Here is a 19,279-nt window from a genome sequence, read left to right as displayed (position 1 = left end):
CTCCGCCATTATTCGTATTCATCCCACCCATCTAATTGCCGACTTTCATGCAGCATTTCTCGTTGGAAAATATCTTCCAGCTCACGACGGGCTTCTTTAATTCTGGAAATTTGCGCCACATCGCCATGATGCTGTGGCACCAATTCACGTAACATGCGCATATCAAGACGACGAAAATGTTGTTGCGCCCGATAGGCCTGATGCGGATGCATGCCTAATTCCAGCAATGTTTTTCGCCCCAATTCCAGCGCACTGGAGAAGGTCTCGCGGGTAAAGTCTTTGACCCCGTTTTGCAGCAATTCATGCGCTTCAACACGCCCTCGGGCACGGGCCAGAATGTGCAAATTGGGGAAATGCTGTTGGCACAGATGCACCAACGTCATGGTGTCTTCCGGCTCATTACAGGTAATCACAATGGCTTTGGCTTTCTCTGCCCCGGCGGCCCGCAGCAGCTCCAGCTCGGTGGCATCCCCATAATAGACTTTATAGCCATATTTGCGCATCACACTGACAGCACTGACGTCGCGCTCCAGAACAGTAATGCGCATTTTGTTCGCCATCAGTAAACGACCAATCACCTGACCAAATCGCCCGAAGCCAACAATAATCACCTGCGGATCATTATCTTCAACAAACGGCTTCTCATCACTCTCTTCTTGCGCGTTGTAGCGGCGCACCAGAATGCGGTCGATAAGCTGCATCAGCAGTGGTGTCGTCATCATTGACAGTGTTACCACGACCAGCAGCAAGGCCAGTTGTTCGGCATTCAAAACATGCTGAGAGAAGGCGGCGGAGAATAAGACGAAAGCAAATTCACCGCCCTGACTCAATACCCCGGCAAATTGCAGGCGTACCGAGCGGCGTAAGCCAAATGTCCGGGCCAGCCCATACAGCACCGTGCCTTTGATAAACACTAATGCGACCACACCCAACAAAACATCCAGCAGATGCGTGAAGAGCACGCCAAGATTCAGCGCCATACCAACCGAGATGAAAAATAGCCCGAGCAGCAACCCTTTAAAGGGTTCAATAGCAATTTCCAGTTCGTGTTGGAATTCACTTTCAGCCAGTAAAATACCCGCGATGAATGTCCCTAACGCCATCGATAGGCCCAATGCATCCATAAACAGCGCAGACCCCAGCACCACTAGCAGGGCGGCGGCCGTGAAAACTTCCCGCACGCCAGAGGCCACAATGTAGCGGAACAGAGGGCGCAGCAGATAACGGCCACCTATCAGCATGCCAGCGAAAGCAGCAACTTTGATACCAATTTTCACCCAGTCATTGGCTGCCCCGCCCCCACCCGCCAGGATAGGAATCAGCGCCAATGCTGGGATAACTGCCATGTCCTGGAACAGTAACACCGAGAACCCTAGCTGCCCGCCTTCATTGCGGTTCATCCCTTTTTCCCGCATTAGCTGCAAGGCCATTGCGGTGGAGGACATAGCCAAACCGACACCGCCGATAAGTGCGGCCTGCCAGGCGAATTGGGTGAAATAGAGTAATGCCCCCAGCACTGCGGCCGTTATCACTACCTGACCGGCACCCACACCAAAAATAGAGCGCCGCAACTGCCAGAGTTTAGCTGGGTTCAATTCTAACCCAATGATAAACATCAGGAAGACCACACCGAGCTCGGAGAAGTGGAGGATTTCGTCAACATCACGAATAAAACCTAGCCCCCACGGGCCGATGGCGATGCCGGCAATCAGGTAGCCCAATACCGCGCCGATACCGAGGCGTTGAGCAATAGGAACAGCCACCACAGCGGCAAAGAGAAATAACAAGATAGCGGTGAGTAGCGGCGAGCCTTCCATATATCAGTGCCCTCCCGTCGGCAGCGGTGACTGCAACCACTGCGCATAAGCTTGCGCATGGCTGGCTAAGACTTCCGGCTTTTGACGCCGCGCCCAGTAAATAATCATCGGATTCATCCAATGCATATGGCACATAGCTGCCGTCAATTCGAAAGGCCGCAGAATATCCTCCATCGGGTAGCGATTATATCCCCCCGTCCGATAAGCGCCTTCCGGCTCGCCGGTGGTAATCACCGAACGCCAATATTTCCCCGTCAGGGCATGCCCACCGACACCATTGGCAAAGCCACGCGCCAGCACACGATCCAGCCATTCTTTCAGCAATGCCGGGCAACTGTAGGTATAAAGAGGGTGTTGAAATACAATAATTTGATGTTCACGTAGCAATTGCTGCTCGTGGTGAATATCAATAAAGAAATCCGGATAATGTGCATAGAGATCGTGCACAGTGACATGTTCTAATTGCTGCACCGGTTGCAGTAAAACTCGGTTTGCCACCGAGTCCTGTGATTCCGGATGGGCATACAACAGCAAAACCTTCGGCAGCTGCGACATCATTCCCCTCCAAAGCGTCGTCAGGGTCCGGTTTTTCCGTTACCATGCTCCGCAAAGACTAAAAAAGACTGAAATGGGTACTCTATTACTCTAAATAATTCGAGTTACAGGTAGGTGGCAAGAGTGCGAATCCCCCGGGGCTTACTTGAGTAAGTGACTGGGGCGAGAACGCGCAGCCAACACCCCTGTGGCTTAAAGTATGACGAGTATATACCCTATTAACATACTCTAAACATACGGCACTCTATGATTGTTTTTTCCTCGTTACAAATTCGACGTGGTACTCGCGTCTTGCTGGACAATGCAACAGCAACGATTAATCCTGGCCAAAAGGTCGGGCTGGTCGGCAAAAACGGCTGTGGTAAATCCACTCTGCTGGCGTTGCTCAAAGGCGAATTGAGCGCCGATGGAGGCAATGCCACTTTTCCCAGTAACTGGGCGCTGGCTTGGGTTAACCAAGAGACCCCGGCACTGGATGTACCGGCGATAGAGTATGTTATCGACGGTGACCGCGAATATCGCCAGTTGGAGGCCGAACTTCAGGCCGCCAACGAAAAAAATGACGGCCATGCCATTGCGACGGTGCATGGCAAGCTGGATGCCATCCATGCCTGGACCATTCAGTCGCGTGCCGCCAGTTTGCTACACGGACTGGGCTTTTCTCAAGATCAATTACAACAGCCGGTGCGCTCGTTTTCTGGCGGCTGGCGGATGCGCCTTAATCTGGCGCAGGCGTTGATTTGTCGCTCCGATTTACTGCTGCTGGATGAACCCACCAACCACTTGGATTTGGATGCCGTAATCTGGCTGGAGAAGTGGCTGAAAAACTACTCCGGTACATTGGTGCTGATTTCCCATGACCGCGATTTCCTTGATCCTATTATTGATAAGATTTTACATATTGAACAGCAGACGCTGAATGAATATACCGGTAACTATTCATCCTTCGAACGCCAGCGGGCGACCAAACTGGCACAGCAACAGTCGATGTATCAGCATCAACAAGAGAAAGTGGCGCATCTGCAAAGTTACATTGACCGTTTCCGAGCGCAGGCCACCAAAGCCAAGCAGGCCCAAAGTCGAATTAAAATGCTGGAGCGCATGGAGCTGATTGCGCCCGCTCATGTGGATAATCCATTCCACTTCAGTTTCCGCACTCCCGAGAGCCTGCCTGACCCGCTGCTACGCATGGATAAAGTCAGTGCCGGTTATGGCGACCGCACCATTTTAGAGTCCATCAAACTCAATCTGGTGCCGGGCTCGCGTATTGGTTTGTTAGGCCGTAATGGTGCCGGTAAATCAACGCTAATTAAGCTGTTAGCAGGGACTTTAGAGCCACAAAGTGGTGAAATTGGCCTGTCCAAAGGGATTAAGCTGGGTTATTTCGCCCAACATCAGCTTGAATTCTTACGCGCTGATGAATCACCGCTACAGCATATGAGCCGCCTGGCGCCTAAGGAGCCGGAACAGCAACTGCGTGATTATCTGGGAGGCTACGGTTTTCAGGGCGATCAGGTTACTGACCCGACCGCCCGCTTCTCTGGCGGAGAGAAAGCACGTCTGGTGCTGGCGCTGATTATCTGGCAGCGCCCTAATCTGTTGCTGCTGGATGAACCGACCAACCACCTTGACCTTGATATGCGCCAGGCTCTGACCGAAGCATTAATTGATTTCGAGGGCGCATTGGTGGTGGTCTCTCATGATCGTCATTTATTGCGTTCCACCACCGACGACCTTTATCTGGTGCACGATGGCAAAGTGGAGCAGTTCGACGGTGATCTAGAAGATTATCAACAGTTTCTGGTGGATCTGCAGCGTCAGCAAAGCCAGCAAGATAACCCAACCAAGGAGTTATCTGGCAACAGTGCGCAGCAACGTAAAGATCAAAAACGCCGTGATGCCGAGTTTCGTAGTCAGACCCAGCCACTGCGTAAGCAGATTATGACGCTGGAAAAACAGATGGATAAACTCAGTACAGAACTGACTGCCATCGAAGAGCAATTGGCTGACTCTGCCTTATACGATATTGCCCGTAAGGCGGATTTAACCCAATGTCTACAGCAGCAGACGCAGGTAAAATCCAAACTGGAAGAGACCGAAATGCAGTGGTTGGACGCACAAGAGCAGTTGGAGAATATCACCAAGATATTTGAAGCGGAGTAACTAGCCGCCTTCACCCCTACGGCTTGAAAGACAAAAAGTATCACTTTATTAAGGATAATAAAGTCATGAGCAAAAAGGACATCTCCGTCGTGGTACCCATATTTAACTGTATGGCGTACCTTGCGGAGCTACTCAATTCGCTACGCAATCAGTCAGGTCCATCATTAGAAATCATTGCCGTTAATGATGGTTCGACTGATAACAGCCTTTCGATATTAGAAAATATTGCCCGCCGCGACCGGCGGATAATCATAGTGAATCAGCATAATCAGGGGCTTTCCGTGGCCCGTAACACCGGAATAGCTCGCGCGAGTGGAACCTGGGTGGCATTCGCCGATGGGGATGATTGGCTGGCTCCCAATGCCTTATCTACCTGGCTGGATCAAGCTCAACAGCAGCAACTCGACGTACTGATTGGCAACGGCTATGCATTCAATGCCGCCCCTCAGCAGGCAAAGCGCAGCCCGCTGTTACACAAACAACCGTGGAATCAGGTACTCAGTGGTAAACAATGGATTATCCGCAGTGTCGAACACCATGAATGGCCACATTATGCCTGGTTACAACTGATTCGCCGTGATTTACTCAATACCCACCAGTTGGCATTCATTCCGGGAATGTTACATGAAGATATTCTGTGGACTGCTCAACTGGCATTAGCCGCTCAGCGTGTCGGTTATTGCGCCAATCCATTTTATGGCTACCGCACCAATCCTGAGTCAATCACTCACTCGCCAGCCACTCAAGCTCTGCTCCACCGCGCCAATAGCTATATTCATATTATCAAAGGGCTGGTTGATATTGCCGAAACAGTAGAGCCAACCTTGCGCCACGCACTGTTTCGTCATGCTAATCAGGAAAGTCGTCATTTTTTAGGATTGATGCGTAAACGGCTGCAAGTATCATCGGCTCGCAGCGCGTTGGCTGCCAAGTTCGGTCATTTAGGACTGCACTCCGCCCTGTTCCGCGGCATTGGCAATATACATGAGCTCTGGCTAGCACTGCGTTGTTCACTGATTATCTTGCGCTATGCGCGGCAAAAACATTCATTACCTAAATAGATATTAAATTAACGCTTATTTTTGTTATTACTCAGAAGGTTTTAATGTTTAATAAGGCATAAAACTATTTCTGGGAAGAAGTATAAATGCAGCGCATTTTGGTCATCCGAATTGATTTCCTTGGCGATATGATATGCACCACTGCTTTCTTACATGCACTGAAACAGCGTTGGCCTTTGGCTGAAATTCACGTATTGGCCAATAAATACAATCGGGAAGCACTGTCACGTAACCCCGATGTCAGTGTCGTCCACACTTATGTTTACAGTAAACAATGTGAACGAAATCAAAAGGCAGGAAGGGTTCAGGCCATTTTTGACCGGCTGGCACTGATTTGGCAATTGCGACGTTTGCGCTTTGACTTACTCGTGATCCCGAACGGCGGTATGAACAAAAACAGCATTCAGTTCGCCAAACAATTGAATGTGGTCGATAGCCGCTGGCACACCCTTGCTACCGAGTTTGATGACCGCAATCCTGAGCATGTTGCCAACCGGCCAATTCGCCATGAGGCACTCTCCGGTTTTGCACTGCTGCCCGAGCTAGGGTCAGTGGATATCAATAAACTCAGATTGTTCATCTACCCCGAACCCTCATTGCAAGCAAAATGGCAGGCAGAATTAGGCGAAAAAGTCCGGCCACGTGTTGGGTTATTCGTCTCTAATAAGTCCCCGCAACGGCGCTGGAGTTGGCCAAAGTGGCAACAATTAGCTCTGAATCTTAGCGAGCAGGCCGATATCGTGGTGTTGTATGACCCCAAAGAGCCGCCGAGTGAACAGCAACTGGCGACCATAAAAGGGCGCTATTTGTTAACACCTTCTGTCGATGAGTTTGTTGCGGCGATAAGCCAATTGGATGTGGTTATTTCAGCCGACAGTGCGCCGGTTCATATCAGTTCTGCATTACAGATACCCGTCGTCGCCTTGTTTGAGTCGCGGCCAGAAAAGTATCTGCGCTGGTATCCATTAGTGCGCCATGTGTTATTGCATGCCGGGCCGCAAGTTGAAGACATCACCGTCGATGCCGTCGAAACTGCTGCCCGCACCCTACTGGATAACCAATAAAATCGCGGTCAGAAACAGCGAGTAATGGGCGTTATTGTTGCCGTTAGTTTGGATGCAGACAGCGCGCAAAAAACCGCAGCGTACCGACAGTACGTGAGGATTTTGAGCACTGCTCAAGTTCAAAATAACCAATAAAATAGCCCATTAAGGCCGATAGACTGGCCGATCCCCCAAAATAGTCGCACGGTGCATAATGCGCCGCTGCGGCAGATAATCAGCATTAGCATAGTGTTGAGTGACGCGGTTATCCCAAATCGCGACGTCATCTTGCTGCCAGCGCCAGCGCACCTGGAATTCAGGTTTGGTGGTATGAGCAAAGAGAAAACGCAGCAGTGCATCACTCTCTTTATCACTCAGCTCAACAATTCTAGTGGTGAATCCTTCATTGACGAACAATGCCTGACGCCCACTCACCGGGTGGGTACGTACCACCGGATGCAGCAGCGGCGGATTTTTCTCTTTGGCTAACAGCCAGCGCTGATGCTCTTCTGGCGTTGCACGATGTTTATGCTCGGGGAAAGAGTGGGCGAAATCATGCTCAGCCCGTAACCCCGCCAATAGCTGTTTAAATGGCGCAGAAAGTGCTTCATACGCGGCTATCCCACTGCTCCATACGGTATCCCCGCCAGTGGGGGGTAACTGCTTGGCGGCCAGAATGGCACCCAATGGCGGATTTTCGATGAAGGTCACATCAGTGTGCCAGTTATCATTATCTGGCGGATTATTGTCGTGGGTATCCAATACGATAATTTCTTCACACTCTTTGCTATGTGGATAGACCGGATGAATATGTAAGTCGCCAAAACGGCTAGCCAGCAAACGCTGCTGTATCGGTGTAATCGGCTGATTGCGGAAAAACAGCACCTGATGCTTGAGTAAAGCATGATAGAGCTGCTCAAACTGGCCGTCTCCCAACGGACGAGCGATATTAATATTCTCAACCAAAGCGCCGATATGCGGCCCCAGTGGTGTCACTACCAGACGTTCATTCATTGTTGTGCTCCATACCAAGGCGTTAATCGGCGTTGGATCGCCCGCAAACTTAATTCCATGCCAAAAGCAATAATGGCAATCACACTGATCCCGGCAATCACCACATCAGTGGCGAGAAACTCGCCAGCGGATTGCACCATAAAGCCCAATCCTCGCGTGGCGGCAATTAACTCTGCAGCCACCAGCGTCGACCAACCGACACCCAGCCCAATCCGAATACCCGTTAAGATTTCCGGTAATGCGCTGGGGAGTATCACAAACCATAAGACCTGCCAGCGGCTAGCGCCCAATGCGCGCGCGGCTCTGACCCGAACCTGCGCCACACTACGTACCCCCGCAACGGCGGCCAAAGTAATGGGGGCAAATATCGCCAGATAAATCAGCAGGATTTTTGAGGTTTCACCGATACCAAACCAGATAACCATCAGTGGCAAATAGGCCAAAGGCGGCACTGGGCGATAAATCTCAATGAGCGGGTCCAGCACGCCGCGCACCGTGCTGCTCAGCCCCATGGCAATCCCGGTAGGAACTCCGAGCGCCACGGCGGCTAATAATGCGATCAGGATGCGCCCTAAACTGGCCGCCAGATGCTGCCATAGCGTGGCATCCATAAACCCCTGCGGGCTAGCGATCACTAGTAGCTGATGCAGCACCTGCTGCGGAGCGGGCAAAAATAGTGGGCTGATCAGCTGTAATGCCGTGACTGTCCACCACAGCAATATGACGCTAGCCAGTGTGGCGATACTGAGCCAAAAACCTTTGGCTGCCGGCAAACGGCGAGAGGTTTTTTGGCGGTCAGTCGGTGCTAAGCGCGGTGTATCCAACCCAGCTTGAGGATGCAACGCACCGTCGCGTATCGTACCGTGCAGGCTCATATCATCGCCTCCCGCTGTTGGAAGACTTTGCCCAGCACATATTCGCGACGAGCAATAAATTCTGGGTCAGATTTGATGCTGCGGCAAGCTTCGCCCTCGGCATAGCGCTGACCAAAGTTCAGAGACAGCCGCTCGACCACGCGGCCCGGCCCCGGTGAGAGCAACAACAGTTCACTGGCCAGAAATACCGCTTCTTCAATATCGTGGGTAATCAGCAGAATTTGTTTGCCGCTATCGCGCCAAATAGTCAGCAGCAGTTCTTGCATCTGCTCGCGGGTGAAAGCATCCAGCGCACCAAAAGGCTCATCCAGCAGTAATAAGCGCGGGTCAACCGCCAAAGCTCGTGCTATCCCCACCCGCTGGCGCATCCCGCCAGAGAGTTGCCAAATATAGTGATGTTCAAACCCGGCTAATCCCACCCGATGCAGCATTTTTAGCGCGGTTTCTCGCCGCTGCTGCTTGCTTAAGCCAGCCAGTTGCAGGCCAAATTCGACATTACTGACCACATCGCGCCACGGCAGTAAACCCTCATGCTGGAACACCACTCCCCGCTCGGCACTTGGGCCGTGAACCAGAATATTATCCAGAGTGATGCTGCCAGCTGAAGGCTCCATAAACCCGGCAATCAAATTCAATAATGTGGTTTTGCCACAGCCTGATGGCCCCAATACCACGACCAACTGTCCGGATGCGATTTGTAATGACACATCCTGTAAGGCAGGTTTGCCCTGATATTCGGCCCACAGGCCGTGCACGTTTAGCATGATGGCTCCTAAGACTGCGGTGTTGCCTGAACTTGTTTCACAAAGCGGTCGGTGACGAAATCGCGATAATCACTGGCAACCTGCGGGATTTTGCCTTGCTCTTTCAAGAACGCGGCAGTATCACGGATAGCCTGATCCACTGGCTGGCCCAACTGTGTTATCTGTTGCGCCACCGGTAGGTAAGTATTGCCTTTCACCAATTCCGGCACTTGTTCGGCAGGAACACCACTTAAGCGCGCCAGTTGGCCCAGATGTTCTGCGTTTTTGAGCCATTGTTCTGGTTGCGCCAAATAAGCCCCTTGAGCGGCCAATGCACTGCGGGCAAAGGCGGTCACTACTTCAGGATGTGCTTTGGCGAAGTCTTTACGAACGACCCAAACATCCAGTGTTGGTGCGCCCCACTGACCCACTTGGGCCGAATCGGTCAAGACCGTGCCGGTTTTGGCTAATTCATTCACGGCTGGAGCCCAAACATAGGCACCATCAATGTCTCCCCGTTGCCAGGCAGCGGCGATAGCTGGGGGTTGTAAATTGAGGATAGTGACCTGATCCGGCTTGATACCCCAATGTTTCAGGGCTGCCAGTAAGCTGTAATGGGTGGTCGAGATAAACGGCACGGCAATCCGTTTACCAATCAAATCCTGCGGGTTTTTGATCTCTTTTTTGACCACCAGCGCTTCAGAGCTGCCTAGCTGTGAGGCCAGCAGGAAAACTTCAATCGGAACATTTTGGCTGGCGGCCACCGCCAGTGGGCTGGAACCAATATTGCCAATCTGCACATCACCCGAAGCTAATGCTCTGACCACACTGGAGCCGCTATCAAACTTGCGCCAATCTACGTTGGCCCCAGAAAGCTTGGCAAAGCTGTTATCCGCCTGAGCCACTTTTGCCGGCTCGGCGGACGTCTGGTAAGCCACTGTAACATCAACCGCATGCGCACTGGTCACCACCAGTGACAGAGCCAAGAGTACACCGCCAGATCGTAAGAGACCGCGAGTTGCGGTAGAAGAAAAGGTTATCGCCATGGTTCACTCCGCTCATTTAACTCGGTCATTCGCTATTAGTGCGACCCTGAGCGCACCCGGCGCTCTGAGATGACAGTGATACCTGAAGGAGCAATATGACAAAAGGAATAAAAAAATATTCTTTATTCCCTTATGTGATAAGAAAAATCTGAATGGATAGTCTACAACGTCAAGTTAGAGGGAGATTTCGCCTTTTAAAAATATGCGGGCATCTCCGGCAATCAAGGTGCGATCACCGGCTAACGTGCAGAATAATTCGCCTCCGCGCGCAGATATCTGGCGGGCATGCAGTGACGTTCTTCCCAAGCGAGCCACCCAATAGGGCATCAATGTGCAATGTGCAGAACCCGTCACCGGATCTTCGTTACTACCCAAGCTAAAGTAGCGCGAGACAAAATCAACCTTATCATCGGGATGACCGGGAGCCGTCACAATCACCCCTCGGCCGGTGTAGGCAATCAGCGCGACAATATCGGGCTGTAATTGCTGAACCTGTTGCTCATTCGCCAGCACTACCAGCAGGGATTTGGCTTGCCAAAGCTGCTCAATGTCCACACCGAGTAGCGCTGCTAACTGCGTTGGAATAGCTATCTGCTCGGGAGGTAATGAAGGGAAATCTAGCGACAATCGGCCAAAAACATTGTCATCACGCTTGACATGCAAATCACCACTGGCACTGCGAAAACAGATATCATGCAAAGCGGGGTTAACCAGACTGAACATCACATGTGCCGCCGCCAAGGTGCCGTGGCCACATAAATCCACTTCACGTTCTGGGGTAAACCAACGGATCGCCGATTTATCCCCTTCATCCCACACAAAACTGGTTTCCGGCAAATTAATCTCAGCGGCAATACGTTGCATCTCTGCTGTTGAGAGTGGTTTTTTCAGCAAATAGACCCCAGCGGGATTGCCAGATAGTCCTGCGCCGATAAAAGCATCAACATGAAAATAGTTATAAGCCATCACTTAGCCCCAGTGGTCGACTAATGCCAAATCAATAACACACAGGCTGCCGTCAGCAAGCCCATCGAAATATTAAAGGTAAACCAGGCGCGGCGGCTACGTAACAGGCGGCCAATTAAGGTGCCGAACCCCAGCCAAATAATCCCAGCGACCAAATTCACCATAAACATGCCAAGACTTATCATGACGATAGAATGATTATAGGCCGCTCCCGCCATACTGAAACTGGCGACCGAACCTAATCCCATCAGCCAGGCTTTTGGATTGAGGAATTGCAATAACCAGCCTTGATACAAACGCAACGGTTTTGACGGGGCGACGTTGGTTTCCAACTTTTCGTAGGCCGAAGTGGCAATTTTCCATGCCAACCACAACAGATAGAGGCTACCCAGAATTTTGAGTATTAAGTGAATGGATGGATAGATAAGAATCAGCCCGCCGACCCCAAACGCCACCAACAACAGCATGCTCTGCATACCCAACATAATGCCCAGCATCAACCAGATAGAGCGCATAAAGCCAAAATTGGCCCCGGCAGAGGTCAGTAACATATTGTTCGGACCGGGGGTAATAGCTGCAACCCAAAGAAAACCTATCATTGAAAGAAATAAACTCAGTTCCATGAGACGGGTGCCTCTCACCCAAAATGATGCGCGATATACCCATGAAGCTAACAGTGTGCTATTGATCACACAAGAGCAACTACATGATTTTCATTCACCATATGCATGAAACATTCCGCCCGCTGGTCGGCGCCAGTAATCCACACCTACAAACACTGCTGCCACGGCTGGTCAGGCGGCGCGTACAACTGCAACCTTTTTGGCAGCGGCTGGAATTACCCGATGGGGATTTTGTTGACCTGGCCTGGAGTGAAAACCCTGAGCTGGCGCGCGATAAGCCCAGATTGGTGTTATTCCACGGTCTGGAAGGAAACTTTTACAGCCCCTATGCCCACGGTTTGCTGCGCGCATCTCAGGCCAAAGGCTGGCTGGGTGTAGTAATGCATTTTCGTGGGTGTAGCGGCGAGCCAAATCGTAAGTCTCGTATCTATCATTCCGGTGAAACAGAAGATGCGCGCTTCTTCCTGCGTTGGTTACGGCAAAGCTATGGTCAGGTGCCTACCGCTGCCGTCGGCTTCTCTTTAGGTGGCAATATGCTGGCCTTTTATTTAGCTGAACAGCGGCAAGATAGCCTGTTACAGGCCGCAGTTGTGGTTTCCGCGCCGCTCATGCTTGAACCTTGTGCCAACCGTATGGAGCAAGGATTCTCTCGCGTCTATCAGCGCTACCTATTGAACCAGTTGAAATTAAACGCTACGCGTAAGCTGTTACATTACCCTGGCAGTTTGCCGCTGGATCTGGCGCAGTTAAAAGGATTGCGGCGAATCAGAGATTTCGATGATGTCATTACAGCTAAAATACATGGTTTTAATGATGCAGTGGATTACTATCGCCGTTGCAGCGCGCTGCCGTTATTGCCGCAAATTACCACCCCATTACTGATCATTCACGCCAAAGATGACCCATTCATGACGGCCGAGGTTATCCCCAATCTCCGCGAATTACCGGCCAATATTGATTATCAGTTAACCGAGCATGGCGGCCATGTCGGTTTTGTCGGCGGCTCATTAAAACACCCACAAATGTGGCTGGAACAACGTATTCCAGCCTGGCTTTCCCCTTATCTGGAGCAGCAGTCATGATGATCCCTTGGCAGCAAATCGACAGTGAAACACTGGACAGTTTGCTGGAAGCTTTTGTCCTACGTGAAGGTACTGACTACGGTGAACACGAGCGCTCATTGGCGCAGAAAGTCGAAGATGTTCGCCGCCAGTTGGTCAGTGGTGAAGCGGTATTAGTGTGGTCTGAGTTACACGAAACCATCAATATTATGCCGCGCGGCGCATTTCGTGCTGGAGCAGAAGAGTCCCAATAGCCCTTGCCTTGTCACGCGAGCCTTTAAGTAAAATCAGAGTGACAAGCCGGAGACTTTGCCCTAAAAATAACCATTAACCATAAAAAAACAGGCAATTTCAGCCCGTCCACTGAGTTAACTAACCCCATGGAGTTACAGCTAATATGTCAACTAAACATCCGGTTATAGCCGTTACCGGCTCAAGTGGCGCAGGGACGACAACCACCAGCCTGGCGTTTCGCAAGATTTTTCAGCAATTGAATATCCGCGCGGCGCAAATTGAAGGTGACAGCTTCCATCGCTACACCCGCCCCGAAATGGATGCCGCTATCCGTAAGGCCCGGGATCAAGGTCGGCATATTAGCTATTTTGGCCCAGAGGCCAATGATTTTGGTCAGTTAGAAGAGAGTGTTTCGCAATATGGCGCGTTGGGTACCGGACGCTCACGTAAGTATTTGCACACCTATGATGAAGCGGTGCCCTATAACCAGATTCCCGGCACTTTCACCCCGTGGGAGGCCCTGCCAGAACCCACCGACGTGCTGTTTTATGAAGGTCTGCACGGCGGTGTCGTGACCGAGCATCATGATGTGGCGAAACATGTGGATTTACTGGTCGGCGTGGTGCCAATAGTCAATCTGGAGTGGATTCAAAAACTGGTGCGGGATACTGGCGAACGTGGTCATTCTCGTGAGGCGGTGATGGATTCGGTGGTGCGCTCCATGGACGACTATATCAATTACATTACGCCCCAATTCTCGCGTACCCATATTAACTTCCAGCGCGTGCCCACTGTCGACACTTCCAACCCTTTTGCCGCCAAAGCAATCCCATCGCTGGATGAAAGCTTCGTTGTTATTCATTTTAGAGGCTTGGATCAAATCGATTTCCCTTACTTGCTGGCAATGCTGCAAGGGTCGTTTATATCAAATATCAATACGTTGGTGGTGCCCGGCGGCAAGATGGGGCTGGCAATGGAGCTGATCATGGCTCCGCTGGTTCAGCAACTGTTGGAAGGTAAGAAAATTATTTAATCTTCTACGTACTTGAAGTGGCAACCAATATCTCCGCAGCTTCAAGTACGTAGAGTTTGCTTACGCGATTTCGCGGATTTCAAAACTGTGGGTAATCTTGGCCGCTTTCCCCAACATCAAAGAAACCGAGCAATATTTTTCAGCTGACAGCTCAACCGCCCGCTCAACAATTTTGTCGGTCAAACCTTTGCCACTGACAATAAAGTGCAGGTTGATTTGCGTAAACAAGCGCGGAGCCTCTTCCCGGCGCTGTGAAGTTAACGTCACTTCGCAATCGCGCACATCGTTACGCCCTTTTTGCAAAATAGACACGACATCAATGGCACTACAGCCGCCTGCTGACATTAATAGCATTTCCATTGGGCTTGGTGCTTTGTCTCCGGCATTACCATCCATCAAAACTTGATGACCTGATGCGGATTCACCCAAAAATGTCAGTCCTTCAACCCACTTTACACGTGCCTGCATAACTCTTGCTCCCGGTTAAATTTTCTGATTCAGACTACCCTTTCATTTACAAACTGGCAATGTAACCCGATGTTCATCATGCTGAAGCGATACAACACAAGACAGTAGCTTCATCCTGTGCTACAAACAGAACCGAAAGTGTTGTTTCTAGAATTAAATGGGGTAGTGATCAATACTCAGTGAAGGGTTTCTATCCGGTACGTATCTTGGCTATACCTTTCGGCAGTTGAGCAAATTAATATGCTAAGAGAAAGTGTATTTTATAAGCACGCCGTGCAGGGAACTCTGAGCCCTGTTAAGTTAGGCAGCGATAACAACAGAGGATAACAGCGAATGGTTCTCGGCAAGCCACAAACAGACCCGACTCTCGAATGGTTCCTGTCTCATTGCCATATCCACAAATATCCATCGAAGAGTACGCTAATTCACCAAGGTGAAAAGGCCGAAACGCTTTACTACATCGTGAAAGGCTCCGTTGCGGTGCTTATCAAAGATGAAGAAGGTAAAGAGATGATTCTCTCCTATCTAAACCAAGGGGATTTCATCGGCGAGCTTGGATTATTTGAAGAAGGCCAAGAACGTAGTGCCTGGGTCAGAGCAAAAACCGCCTGTGAAGTGGCTGAAATTTCTTACAAAAAATTCCGTCAGCTGATTCAGGTAAATCCAGATATCTTGATGCGCCTGTCTTCACAAATGGCGAGCCGCCTACAAATTACATCAGAGAAAGTGGGTAACCTCGCCTTCCTTGATGTAACTGGGCGCATTGCACAAACGCTGCTTAATCTGGCAAAACAACCTGATGCCATGACCCACCCAGATGGGATGCAGATTAAAATTACCCGCCAGGAAATTGGTCAAATAGTTGGCTGCTCCCGCGAAACTGTGGGGCGCATACTAAAAATGCTGGAAGATCAAAACCTGATCTCCGCACACGGTAAAACGATTGTCGTTTACGGCACCCGTTAATTCCCCATAAACCAGTGCCGATTACCCTCGGCACTGGTTTTCTTCGCTTGTGTGATTAATAAATTTCTGGGGCCTACATGAAGTGGCAACGGCTTATTTATCATCCTGAAGTTAACTATGCACTCCGCCAAACATTGGTTCTCTGCCTGCCCGCAGCATTGGGCTTTGCCATTGGCGATTTGCGGCTGGGATTAATGTTCTCCCTGATACCCGCATGCTGCAATATTGCCGCGCTAGATACTCCACACCAACATTTTTTCCGACGCCTGATTATTGGCGGCACCATTTTTACCCTGAGTAGCTTCCTAACCCAGCAGTTGCTGATGTGGGATATTCCGTTACCTTGGGTGATGTTGGGGTTGGCGCTCACTCTCGGAGTCTCTGGTGCTATTAGCCCGCTCAATGGCCGCATGTTACCTGCCGCACTGATCGCCGCCATATTCAGCCTCAGCATGGTAGGGCGCGCACCTATTTGGCAGGCACCATTGATGTGTGCGGTGGGGACCCTCTGGTACGGTGGTTTTACCTGGATCTGGTTCCGGCTCTGTAAAGACCAACCCATCCGCGAGCCTCTGAGCCAGCTTTATCGTTTACTGGCTGATTATTGCGATGCTAAATACAGTTTGTTTGACCAGCATCTTGAGCCAGAAAAAGCCATGCCGCCATTGCTCGACAGGCAACAAGCTATAATGGATAAAATTAATCAGCTTTATCAACAATTTAACTTGTTATCGAATGCCACTAAAACTGAGCAAAAGCGGCTAGTGGGCTTGTTCCAGATGGCACTCGATTTGCAGGAGCACATTACTGCGGCACTCAATCAGCCAGAAAAAGTGCAAGAGCTGATTGACCAGAGCCCGATAATTACGGTGCTTCACCGCAATATGGATAATATCTCGGCCCAGATGCGCACCATTGCCGACGATATTCTCTACCACCACCGCGCGAAAGAACATTTCAGTGCTGGCGATGCACTCGTCGAACTCGAAGAAATTGCCCAACAGCATCCAGACAATTCGGTTGCGCAATTCTGCTATTACCACATCAGCCATGTTACCCAGATCCTGAGTGACCGCCGTCCGCAATATGACCGCGACTTGATGGCCAGTCAGTTATCCCAACCTCTCTGGCCAGCATTCGTCAGCTATTTATCGTTTAAATCCAGTCCATTGCGCGATGCCGCCCGCATGGGGGTGACGTTGGCCGCAGGGAGCTACATCGGTACTCTGATCCACTTACCTAAACCTTACTGGATCTTACTCACCGTGATGCTGGTCACGCAAAACGGGTATAACGCCACCAAGATACGTATTCATCACCGTGCCATGGGGACTTTAATTGGGCTGATATTGGCGGCGGGTTTATTGCACTTACAGATGCCGGAAGGGACGACATTGAGCATTATGTTGCTCATCACTTTGCTCGCCAGTCTGGTACAGCGCAAAAACTACGGTTTATCCGTAATCGGCAGAACGATTACTGCGGTGTATATCTTGCAGTTATTGACCGGCGAAGGGGCTGACTTCTTAGTTCCGCGTTTGCTCGACACCTTGATAGGCTGTGCTTTGGCCTTTGCCAGCGCCCTGTGGTTGTGGCCTCAGTGGCAAAGCGGCCTGCTGCGTAAAAATGCCCATCAGGCATTGGAGAAATACCAGAAAATCCTACAATTGTTGCTGACCCCTGACCCGAATATTGGGCAACTGGCCTATGAACGGCTTCAGGTCAATAAAGCCAGTAATGCGGTGCTAAGTTCACTGAACCAGGCCATGCAAGAACCGGGATTTAACTCCAAATACTTGGCTGATATGCGGCTTTGGGCCACTCATAGCGAACTTGTTGTCGGACATATCAATGAAATGACGATCCTGACGCGAGAACATCCGTTAACAGAAGCAACCACCACGGCTGAACATGGTCATAGCCAGATGAGCATTAAACAGGCGCAGGATTACTTGCAGTTATGTGAGATTGCCATTCAGCAATGTCAGCAGCGGCTGGAGTCGGATAACAGTGAGGGGAATAACGATTTTGTCCAAATGCCCGATGTCGATGCTGATACCCAACTCTCTGAGCTGGAACGTAATTTACGTCGAATCTTGTCGCACCTCAGTGTGATGCACACGGTTTCATCGTTGGCCTGGCAGCAACAGCCCCACCACGGTATTTGGCGCAGCCGGAAGTTATAAGATTCTAAAGAGTTAATCAGGTTTAAAAACAAAAAGAGAGGCTAAGCGCCTCTCTTTATTACGATTTCTTGCGCCGTAACTCAGTGCGCATTAACCAAACTGGCGATGGCTGTTGCCAAACGCACCATCCCCTGCTCGATATCCTCCAGCTCAACCACCAGCGAAGGCGCTAAGCGCAACACATCCGGCCCGGCATTAAGGATCATCAAACCATTCGCTGCTGCTGCTGTCAGGAACTCGCGGGCGCGGCCACGGTATTGCGGCGTTAATTCTGCACCAATCAATAGCCCCATGCCACGAATGTCACTGAACACATGATAGCGGCTATTGATGTCTTGTAGAGCTTGCACAAACAGGCCGTGGCGCTGTTCAATGCCATCAAGTACCTCAGGGGTATTAATCACATCTAGCGCAGCCTCTGCGACCGCACAGGCCAGCGGATTGCCACCATAGGTGGTACCGTGGGTACCAACAGCCATGACTGAGGCAATCTCTTCTGTGGTGAGCATCGCGCTGATAGGGAAACCGCCCCCCAGTGCTTTGGCTGTGGTGAGAATATCTGGCGTCACACCATAATACATATAGGTAAACAGCTTACCGCTACGACCCATACCACTTTGCACTTCGTCAAACACCAGCAGAGCTTTATGCTGATCGCACAGCGCACGTACGCCTTGCAGAAATTCTGGAGTGGCCGAGGTTATGCCCCCTTCACCTTGAATTGGCTCAAGTACCACGGCACAAGTGTGGTCATCCATAACTGCTTTTACCGCCGCCAGATCATTGAATGGCACATGGACAATATCCGCCGGTTTTGGGCCAAAACCATCAGAATACTTTGGCTGACCGCCGACAGAAACCGTGAAGAAAGTGCGCCCATGGAAGGCATTGTGGAACGCAATGATTTTGGTTTTATAAGGGCTATGGCGCTCAATGGCATAGTGCCGCGCCAGCTTGAAGGCCGCTTCGTTTGCCTCACCACCGGAATTGGCAAAGAAAACCCGATCAGCGAAGGTGGCATCAATCAGTTTTTTCGCTAAGCGCAATGCTGGTTCATTGGTGAAGACATTGCTGGTATGCCAGAGCGTTTCCCCCTGCTGGTGTAAAGCTTCAACCAGTTTAGGATGACAATGACCGAGGGCAGTTACCGCAATTCCACCTGAAAAATCAATGTATTCGGTACCTTGCTGGTCCCATACACGGCTGCCTTTCCCTTTTACTGGGATAAACTGCGCTGGTGCATAAACAGGCAAAATCACCTGATCGAATGTACTGCGGTCTACTGCTAATTTATCTGCCATTACGCTGTCCACCCTGATAAACCCTTCATCTTTCAAGCGGCAGGGTTGTTGGCTGCCTGCAACTCGAAATCTATTGGGCATAGCTGCCAATTATTGGCATGTGAAAATATAATCACAAAATATG

The 19,279-nt window shown here is 50.6% G+C and carries 18 protein-coding genes; 8 read left to right on the top strand and 10 right to left on the bottom strand.

The annotated features are described in order from the left end of the window. Positions 1–8: 8 nt before the first annotated feature. Complete coding sequence (gene kefB, locus N0H69_RS01170) at positions 9–1,817, bottom strand: glutathione-regulated potassium-efflux system protein KefB (RefSeq protein ID WP_050110008.1); 1,809 nt, start codon at positions 1,815–1,817, stop codon at positions 9–11. Positions 1,818–1,820: 3 nt separating this feature from the next. After that, positions 1,821–2,372 (bottom strand): glutathione-regulated potassium-efflux system ancillary protein KefG, encoded by a 552-nt coding sequence (gene kefG / locus N0H69_RS01165; RefSeq protein WP_050110007.1) that lies wholly within the window; start codon positions 2,370–2,372, stop codon positions 1,821–1,823. A gap of 246 nt (positions 2,373–2,618) precedes the next feature. Between kefG and N0H69_RS01160 the strand changes: the two genes are divergently transcribed. From N0H69_RS01160 to N0H69_RS01150, 3 genes are all read left to right on the top strand, one after another. After that, on the top strand, positions 2,619–4,535 hold the full coding sequence (locus tag N0H69_RS01160; RefSeq protein WP_050110006.1) for an ABC transporter ATP-binding protein: 1,917 nt from the start codon (positions 2,619–2,621) through the stop codon (positions 4,533–4,535). Positions 4,536–4,600: 65 nt separating this feature from the next. Continuing rightward, positions 4,601–5,596: a glycosyltransferase gene (locus N0H69_RS01155; protein WP_050152334.1), complete on the top strand. Its 996-nt coding sequence runs from the start codon at positions 4,601–4,603 to the stop codon at positions 5,594–5,596. 86 nt (positions 5,597–5,682) lie between these two features. Further along, positions 5,683–6,660: a glycosyltransferase family 9 protein gene (locus N0H69_RS01150; RefSeq protein WP_050152335.1), complete on the top strand. Its 978-nt coding sequence runs from the start codon at positions 5,683–5,685 to the stop codon at positions 6,658–6,660. 144 nt (positions 6,661–6,804) lie between these two features. Here the strand turns inward: N0H69_RS01150 and tauD are convergent, their stop codons facing one another. The 6 genes from tauD to N0H69_RS01120 form a co-directional block, all read right to left on the bottom strand. Continuing rightward, a complete protein-coding gene (tauD, locus tag N0H69_RS01145) occupies positions 6,805–7,653 on the bottom strand; it encodes a taurine dioxygenase (protein ID WP_050152336.1) in 849 nt (282 codons plus the stop codon). Next, on the bottom strand, positions 7,650–8,528 hold the full coding sequence (tauC, locus tag N0H69_RS01140) for a taurine ABC transporter permease TauC (RefSeq protein WP_050110003.1): 879 nt from the start codon (positions 8,526–8,528) through the stop codon (positions 7,650–7,652). The genes tauD and tauC overlap by 4 nt, the downstream gene beginning before the upstream one ends. Further along, complete coding sequence (tauB, locus tag N0H69_RS01135) at positions 8,525–9,292, bottom strand: taurine ABC transporter ATP-binding subunit (RefSeq protein WP_050152337.1); 768 nt, start codon at positions 9,290–9,292, stop codon at positions 8,525–8,527. The genes tauC and tauB overlap by 4 nt, the downstream gene beginning before the upstream one ends. Positions 9,293–9,300: 8 nt before the next feature. Continuing rightward, complete coding sequence (gene tauA, locus N0H69_RS01130; protein WP_050123755.1) at positions 9,301–10,317, bottom strand: taurine ABC transporter substrate-binding protein; 1,017 nt, start codon at positions 10,315–10,317, stop codon at positions 9,301–9,303. A gap of 174 nt (positions 10,318–10,491) precedes the next feature. Continuing rightward, the gene (locus N0H69_RS01125) at positions 10,492–11,283 is read right to left on the bottom strand and encodes a PhzF family protein (RefSeq protein WP_050110000.1); all 792 of its coding nucleotides are present in this window, start codon (positions 11,281–11,283) and stop codon (positions 10,492–10,494) included. A 20-nt stretch (positions 11,284–11,303) separates the two neighbouring features. Further along, positions 11,304–11,906: a LysE family translocator gene (locus N0H69_RS01120; RefSeq protein ID WP_050123752.1), complete on the bottom strand. Its 603-nt coding sequence runs from the start codon at positions 11,904–11,906 to the stop codon at positions 11,304–11,306. A gap of 101 nt (positions 11,907–12,007) precedes the next feature. On the opposite strand from N0H69_RS01120, the gene N0H69_RS01115 reads away from it, so the two are divergent. The 3 genes from N0H69_RS01115 (at position 12,008) to N0H69_RS01105 (ending at position 14,234) form a co-directional block, all read left to right on the top strand. Further along, on the top strand, positions 12,008–12,988 hold the full coding sequence (locus N0H69_RS01115) for a hydrolase (RefSeq protein WP_050136165.1): 981 nt from the start codon (positions 12,008–12,010) through the stop codon (positions 12,986–12,988). Beyond that, positions 12,985–13,221 (top strand): YheU family protein, encoded by a 237-nt coding sequence (locus tag N0H69_RS01110; RefSeq protein ID WP_050136107.1) that lies wholly within the window; start codon positions 12,985–12,987, stop codon positions 13,219–13,221. The genes N0H69_RS01115 and N0H69_RS01110 overlap by 4 nt, the downstream gene beginning before the upstream one ends. 143 nt (positions 13,222–13,364) lie before the next feature. Continuing rightward, positions 13,365–14,234, top strand: coding sequence for a phosphoribulokinase (locus N0H69_RS01105; RefSeq protein ID WP_004709290.1), 870 nt, complete (start codon positions 13,365–13,367; stop codon positions 14,232–14,234). 60 nt (positions 14,235–14,294) lie between these two features. Here N0H69_RS01105 and N0H69_RS01100 read toward each other — a convergent pair whose 3' ends face one another. Beyond that, a complete protein-coding gene (locus N0H69_RS01100) occupies positions 14,295–14,702 on the bottom strand; it encodes an OsmC family protein (RefSeq protein WP_004709292.1) in 408 nt (135 codons plus the stop codon). A 333-nt stretch (positions 14,703–15,035) separates the two neighbouring features. Here N0H69_RS01100 and crp point away from each other — a divergent pair, with 333 nt between their 5' ends. Both crp and N0H69_RS01090 read left to right on the top strand, forming a co-directional pair. Further along, the gene (gene crp / locus N0H69_RS01095; protein ID WP_005186183.1) at positions 15,036–15,668 is read left to right on the top strand and encodes a cAMP-activated global transcriptional regulator CRP; all 633 of its coding nucleotides are present in this window, start codon (positions 15,036–15,038) and stop codon (positions 15,666–15,668) included. Between the two features lie 77 nt (positions 15,669–15,745). Further along, the gene (locus tag N0H69_RS01090) at positions 15,746–17,854 is read left to right on the top strand and encodes a YccS/YhfK family putative transporter (RefSeq protein WP_050152338.1); all 2,109 of its coding nucleotides are present in this window, start codon (positions 15,746–15,748) and stop codon (positions 17,852–17,854) included. An 80-nt stretch (positions 17,855–17,934) separates the two neighbouring features. Here N0H69_RS01090 and argD read toward each other — a convergent pair whose 3' ends face one another. Continuing rightward, the gene (gene argD / locus N0H69_RS01085) at positions 17,935–19,155 is read right to left on the bottom strand and encodes a bifunctional acetylornithine/succinyldiaminopimelate transaminase (protein ID WP_050152339.1); all 1,221 of its coding nucleotides are present in this window, start codon (positions 19,153–19,155) and stop codon (positions 17,935–17,937) included. Positions 19,156–19,279: the final 124 nt, after the last annotated feature.

The organism is Yersinia alsatica (assembly GCF_025133195.1).
In the GTDB taxonomy this organism is placed as follows: Bacteria; Pseudomonadota; Gammaproteobacteria; order Enterobacterales; family Enterobacteriaceae; genus Yersinia; species Yersinia alsatica.
This window is presented reverse-complemented; position numbering and strand designations above follow the sequence as displayed.

Coding starts and splice junctions, on each gene's coding strand:
- N0H69_RS01090 (WP_050152338.1), top strand. CDS start 15,746: ATGAAGTGGCAACGGCTTATTTATCATCCTGAAGTTAACTATGCACTC.
- N0H69_RS01125 (WP_050110000.1), bottom strand. CDS start 11,283: ATGGCTTATAACTATTTTCATGTTGATGCTTTTATCGGCGCAGGACTA.
- kefB (WP_050110008.1), bottom strand. CDS start 1,817: ATGGAAGGCTCGCCGCTACTCACCGCTATCTTGTTATTTCTCTTTGCC.
- tauC (WP_050110003.1), bottom strand. CDS start 8,528: ATGAGCCTGCACGGTACGATACGCGACGGTGCGTTGCATCCTCAAGCT.
- tauB (WP_050152337.1), bottom strand. CDS start 9,292: ATGCTAAACGTGCACGGCCTGTGGGCCGAATATCAGGGCAAACCTGCC.
- kefG (WP_050110007.1), bottom strand. CDS start 2,372: ATGTCGCAGCTGCCGAAGGTTTTGCTGTTGTATGCCCATCCGGAATCA.
- crp (WP_005186183.1), top strand. CDS start 15,036: ATGGTTCTCGGCAAGCCACAAACAGACCCGACTCTCGAATGGTTCCTG.
- N0H69_RS01150 (WP_050152335.1), top strand. CDS start 5,683: ATGCAGCGCATTTTGGTCATCCGAATTGATTTCCTTGGCGATATGATA.
- N0H69_RS01115 (WP_050136165.1), top strand. CDS start 12,008: ATGCATGAAACATTCCGCCCGCTGGTCGGCGCCAGTAATCCACACCTA.
- tauD (WP_050152336.1), bottom strand. CDS start 7,653: ATGAATGAACGTCTGGTAGTGACACCACTGGGGCCGCATATCGGCGCT.
- N0H69_RS01120 (WP_050123752.1), bottom strand. CDS start 11,906: ATGGAACTGAGTTTATTTCTTTCAATGATAGGTTTTCTTTGGGTTGCA.
- argD (WP_050152339.1), bottom strand. CDS start 19,155: ATGGCAGATAAATTAGCAGTAGACCGCAGTACATTCGATCAGGTGATT.
- N0H69_RS01110 (WP_050136107.1), top strand. CDS start 12,985: ATGATGATCCCTTGGCAGCAAATCGACAGTGAAACACTGGACAGTTTG.
- N0H69_RS01155 (WP_050152334.1), top strand. CDS start 4,601: ATGAGCAAAAAGGACATCTCCGTCGTGGTACCCATATTTAACTGTATG.
- N0H69_RS01160 (WP_050110006.1), top strand. CDS start 2,619: ATGATTGTTTTTTCCTCGTTACAAATTCGACGTGGTACTCGCGTCTTG.
- N0H69_RS01100 (WP_004709292.1), bottom strand. CDS start 14,702: ATGCAGGCACGTGTAAAGTGGGTTGAAGGACTGACATTTTTGGGTGAA.
- N0H69_RS01105 (WP_004709290.1), top strand. CDS start 13,365: ATGTCAACTAAACATCCGGTTATAGCCGTTACCGGCTCAAGTGGCGCA.
- tauA (WP_050123755.1), bottom strand. CDS start 10,317: ATGGCGATAACCTTTTCTTCTACCGCAACTCGCGGTCTCTTACGATCT.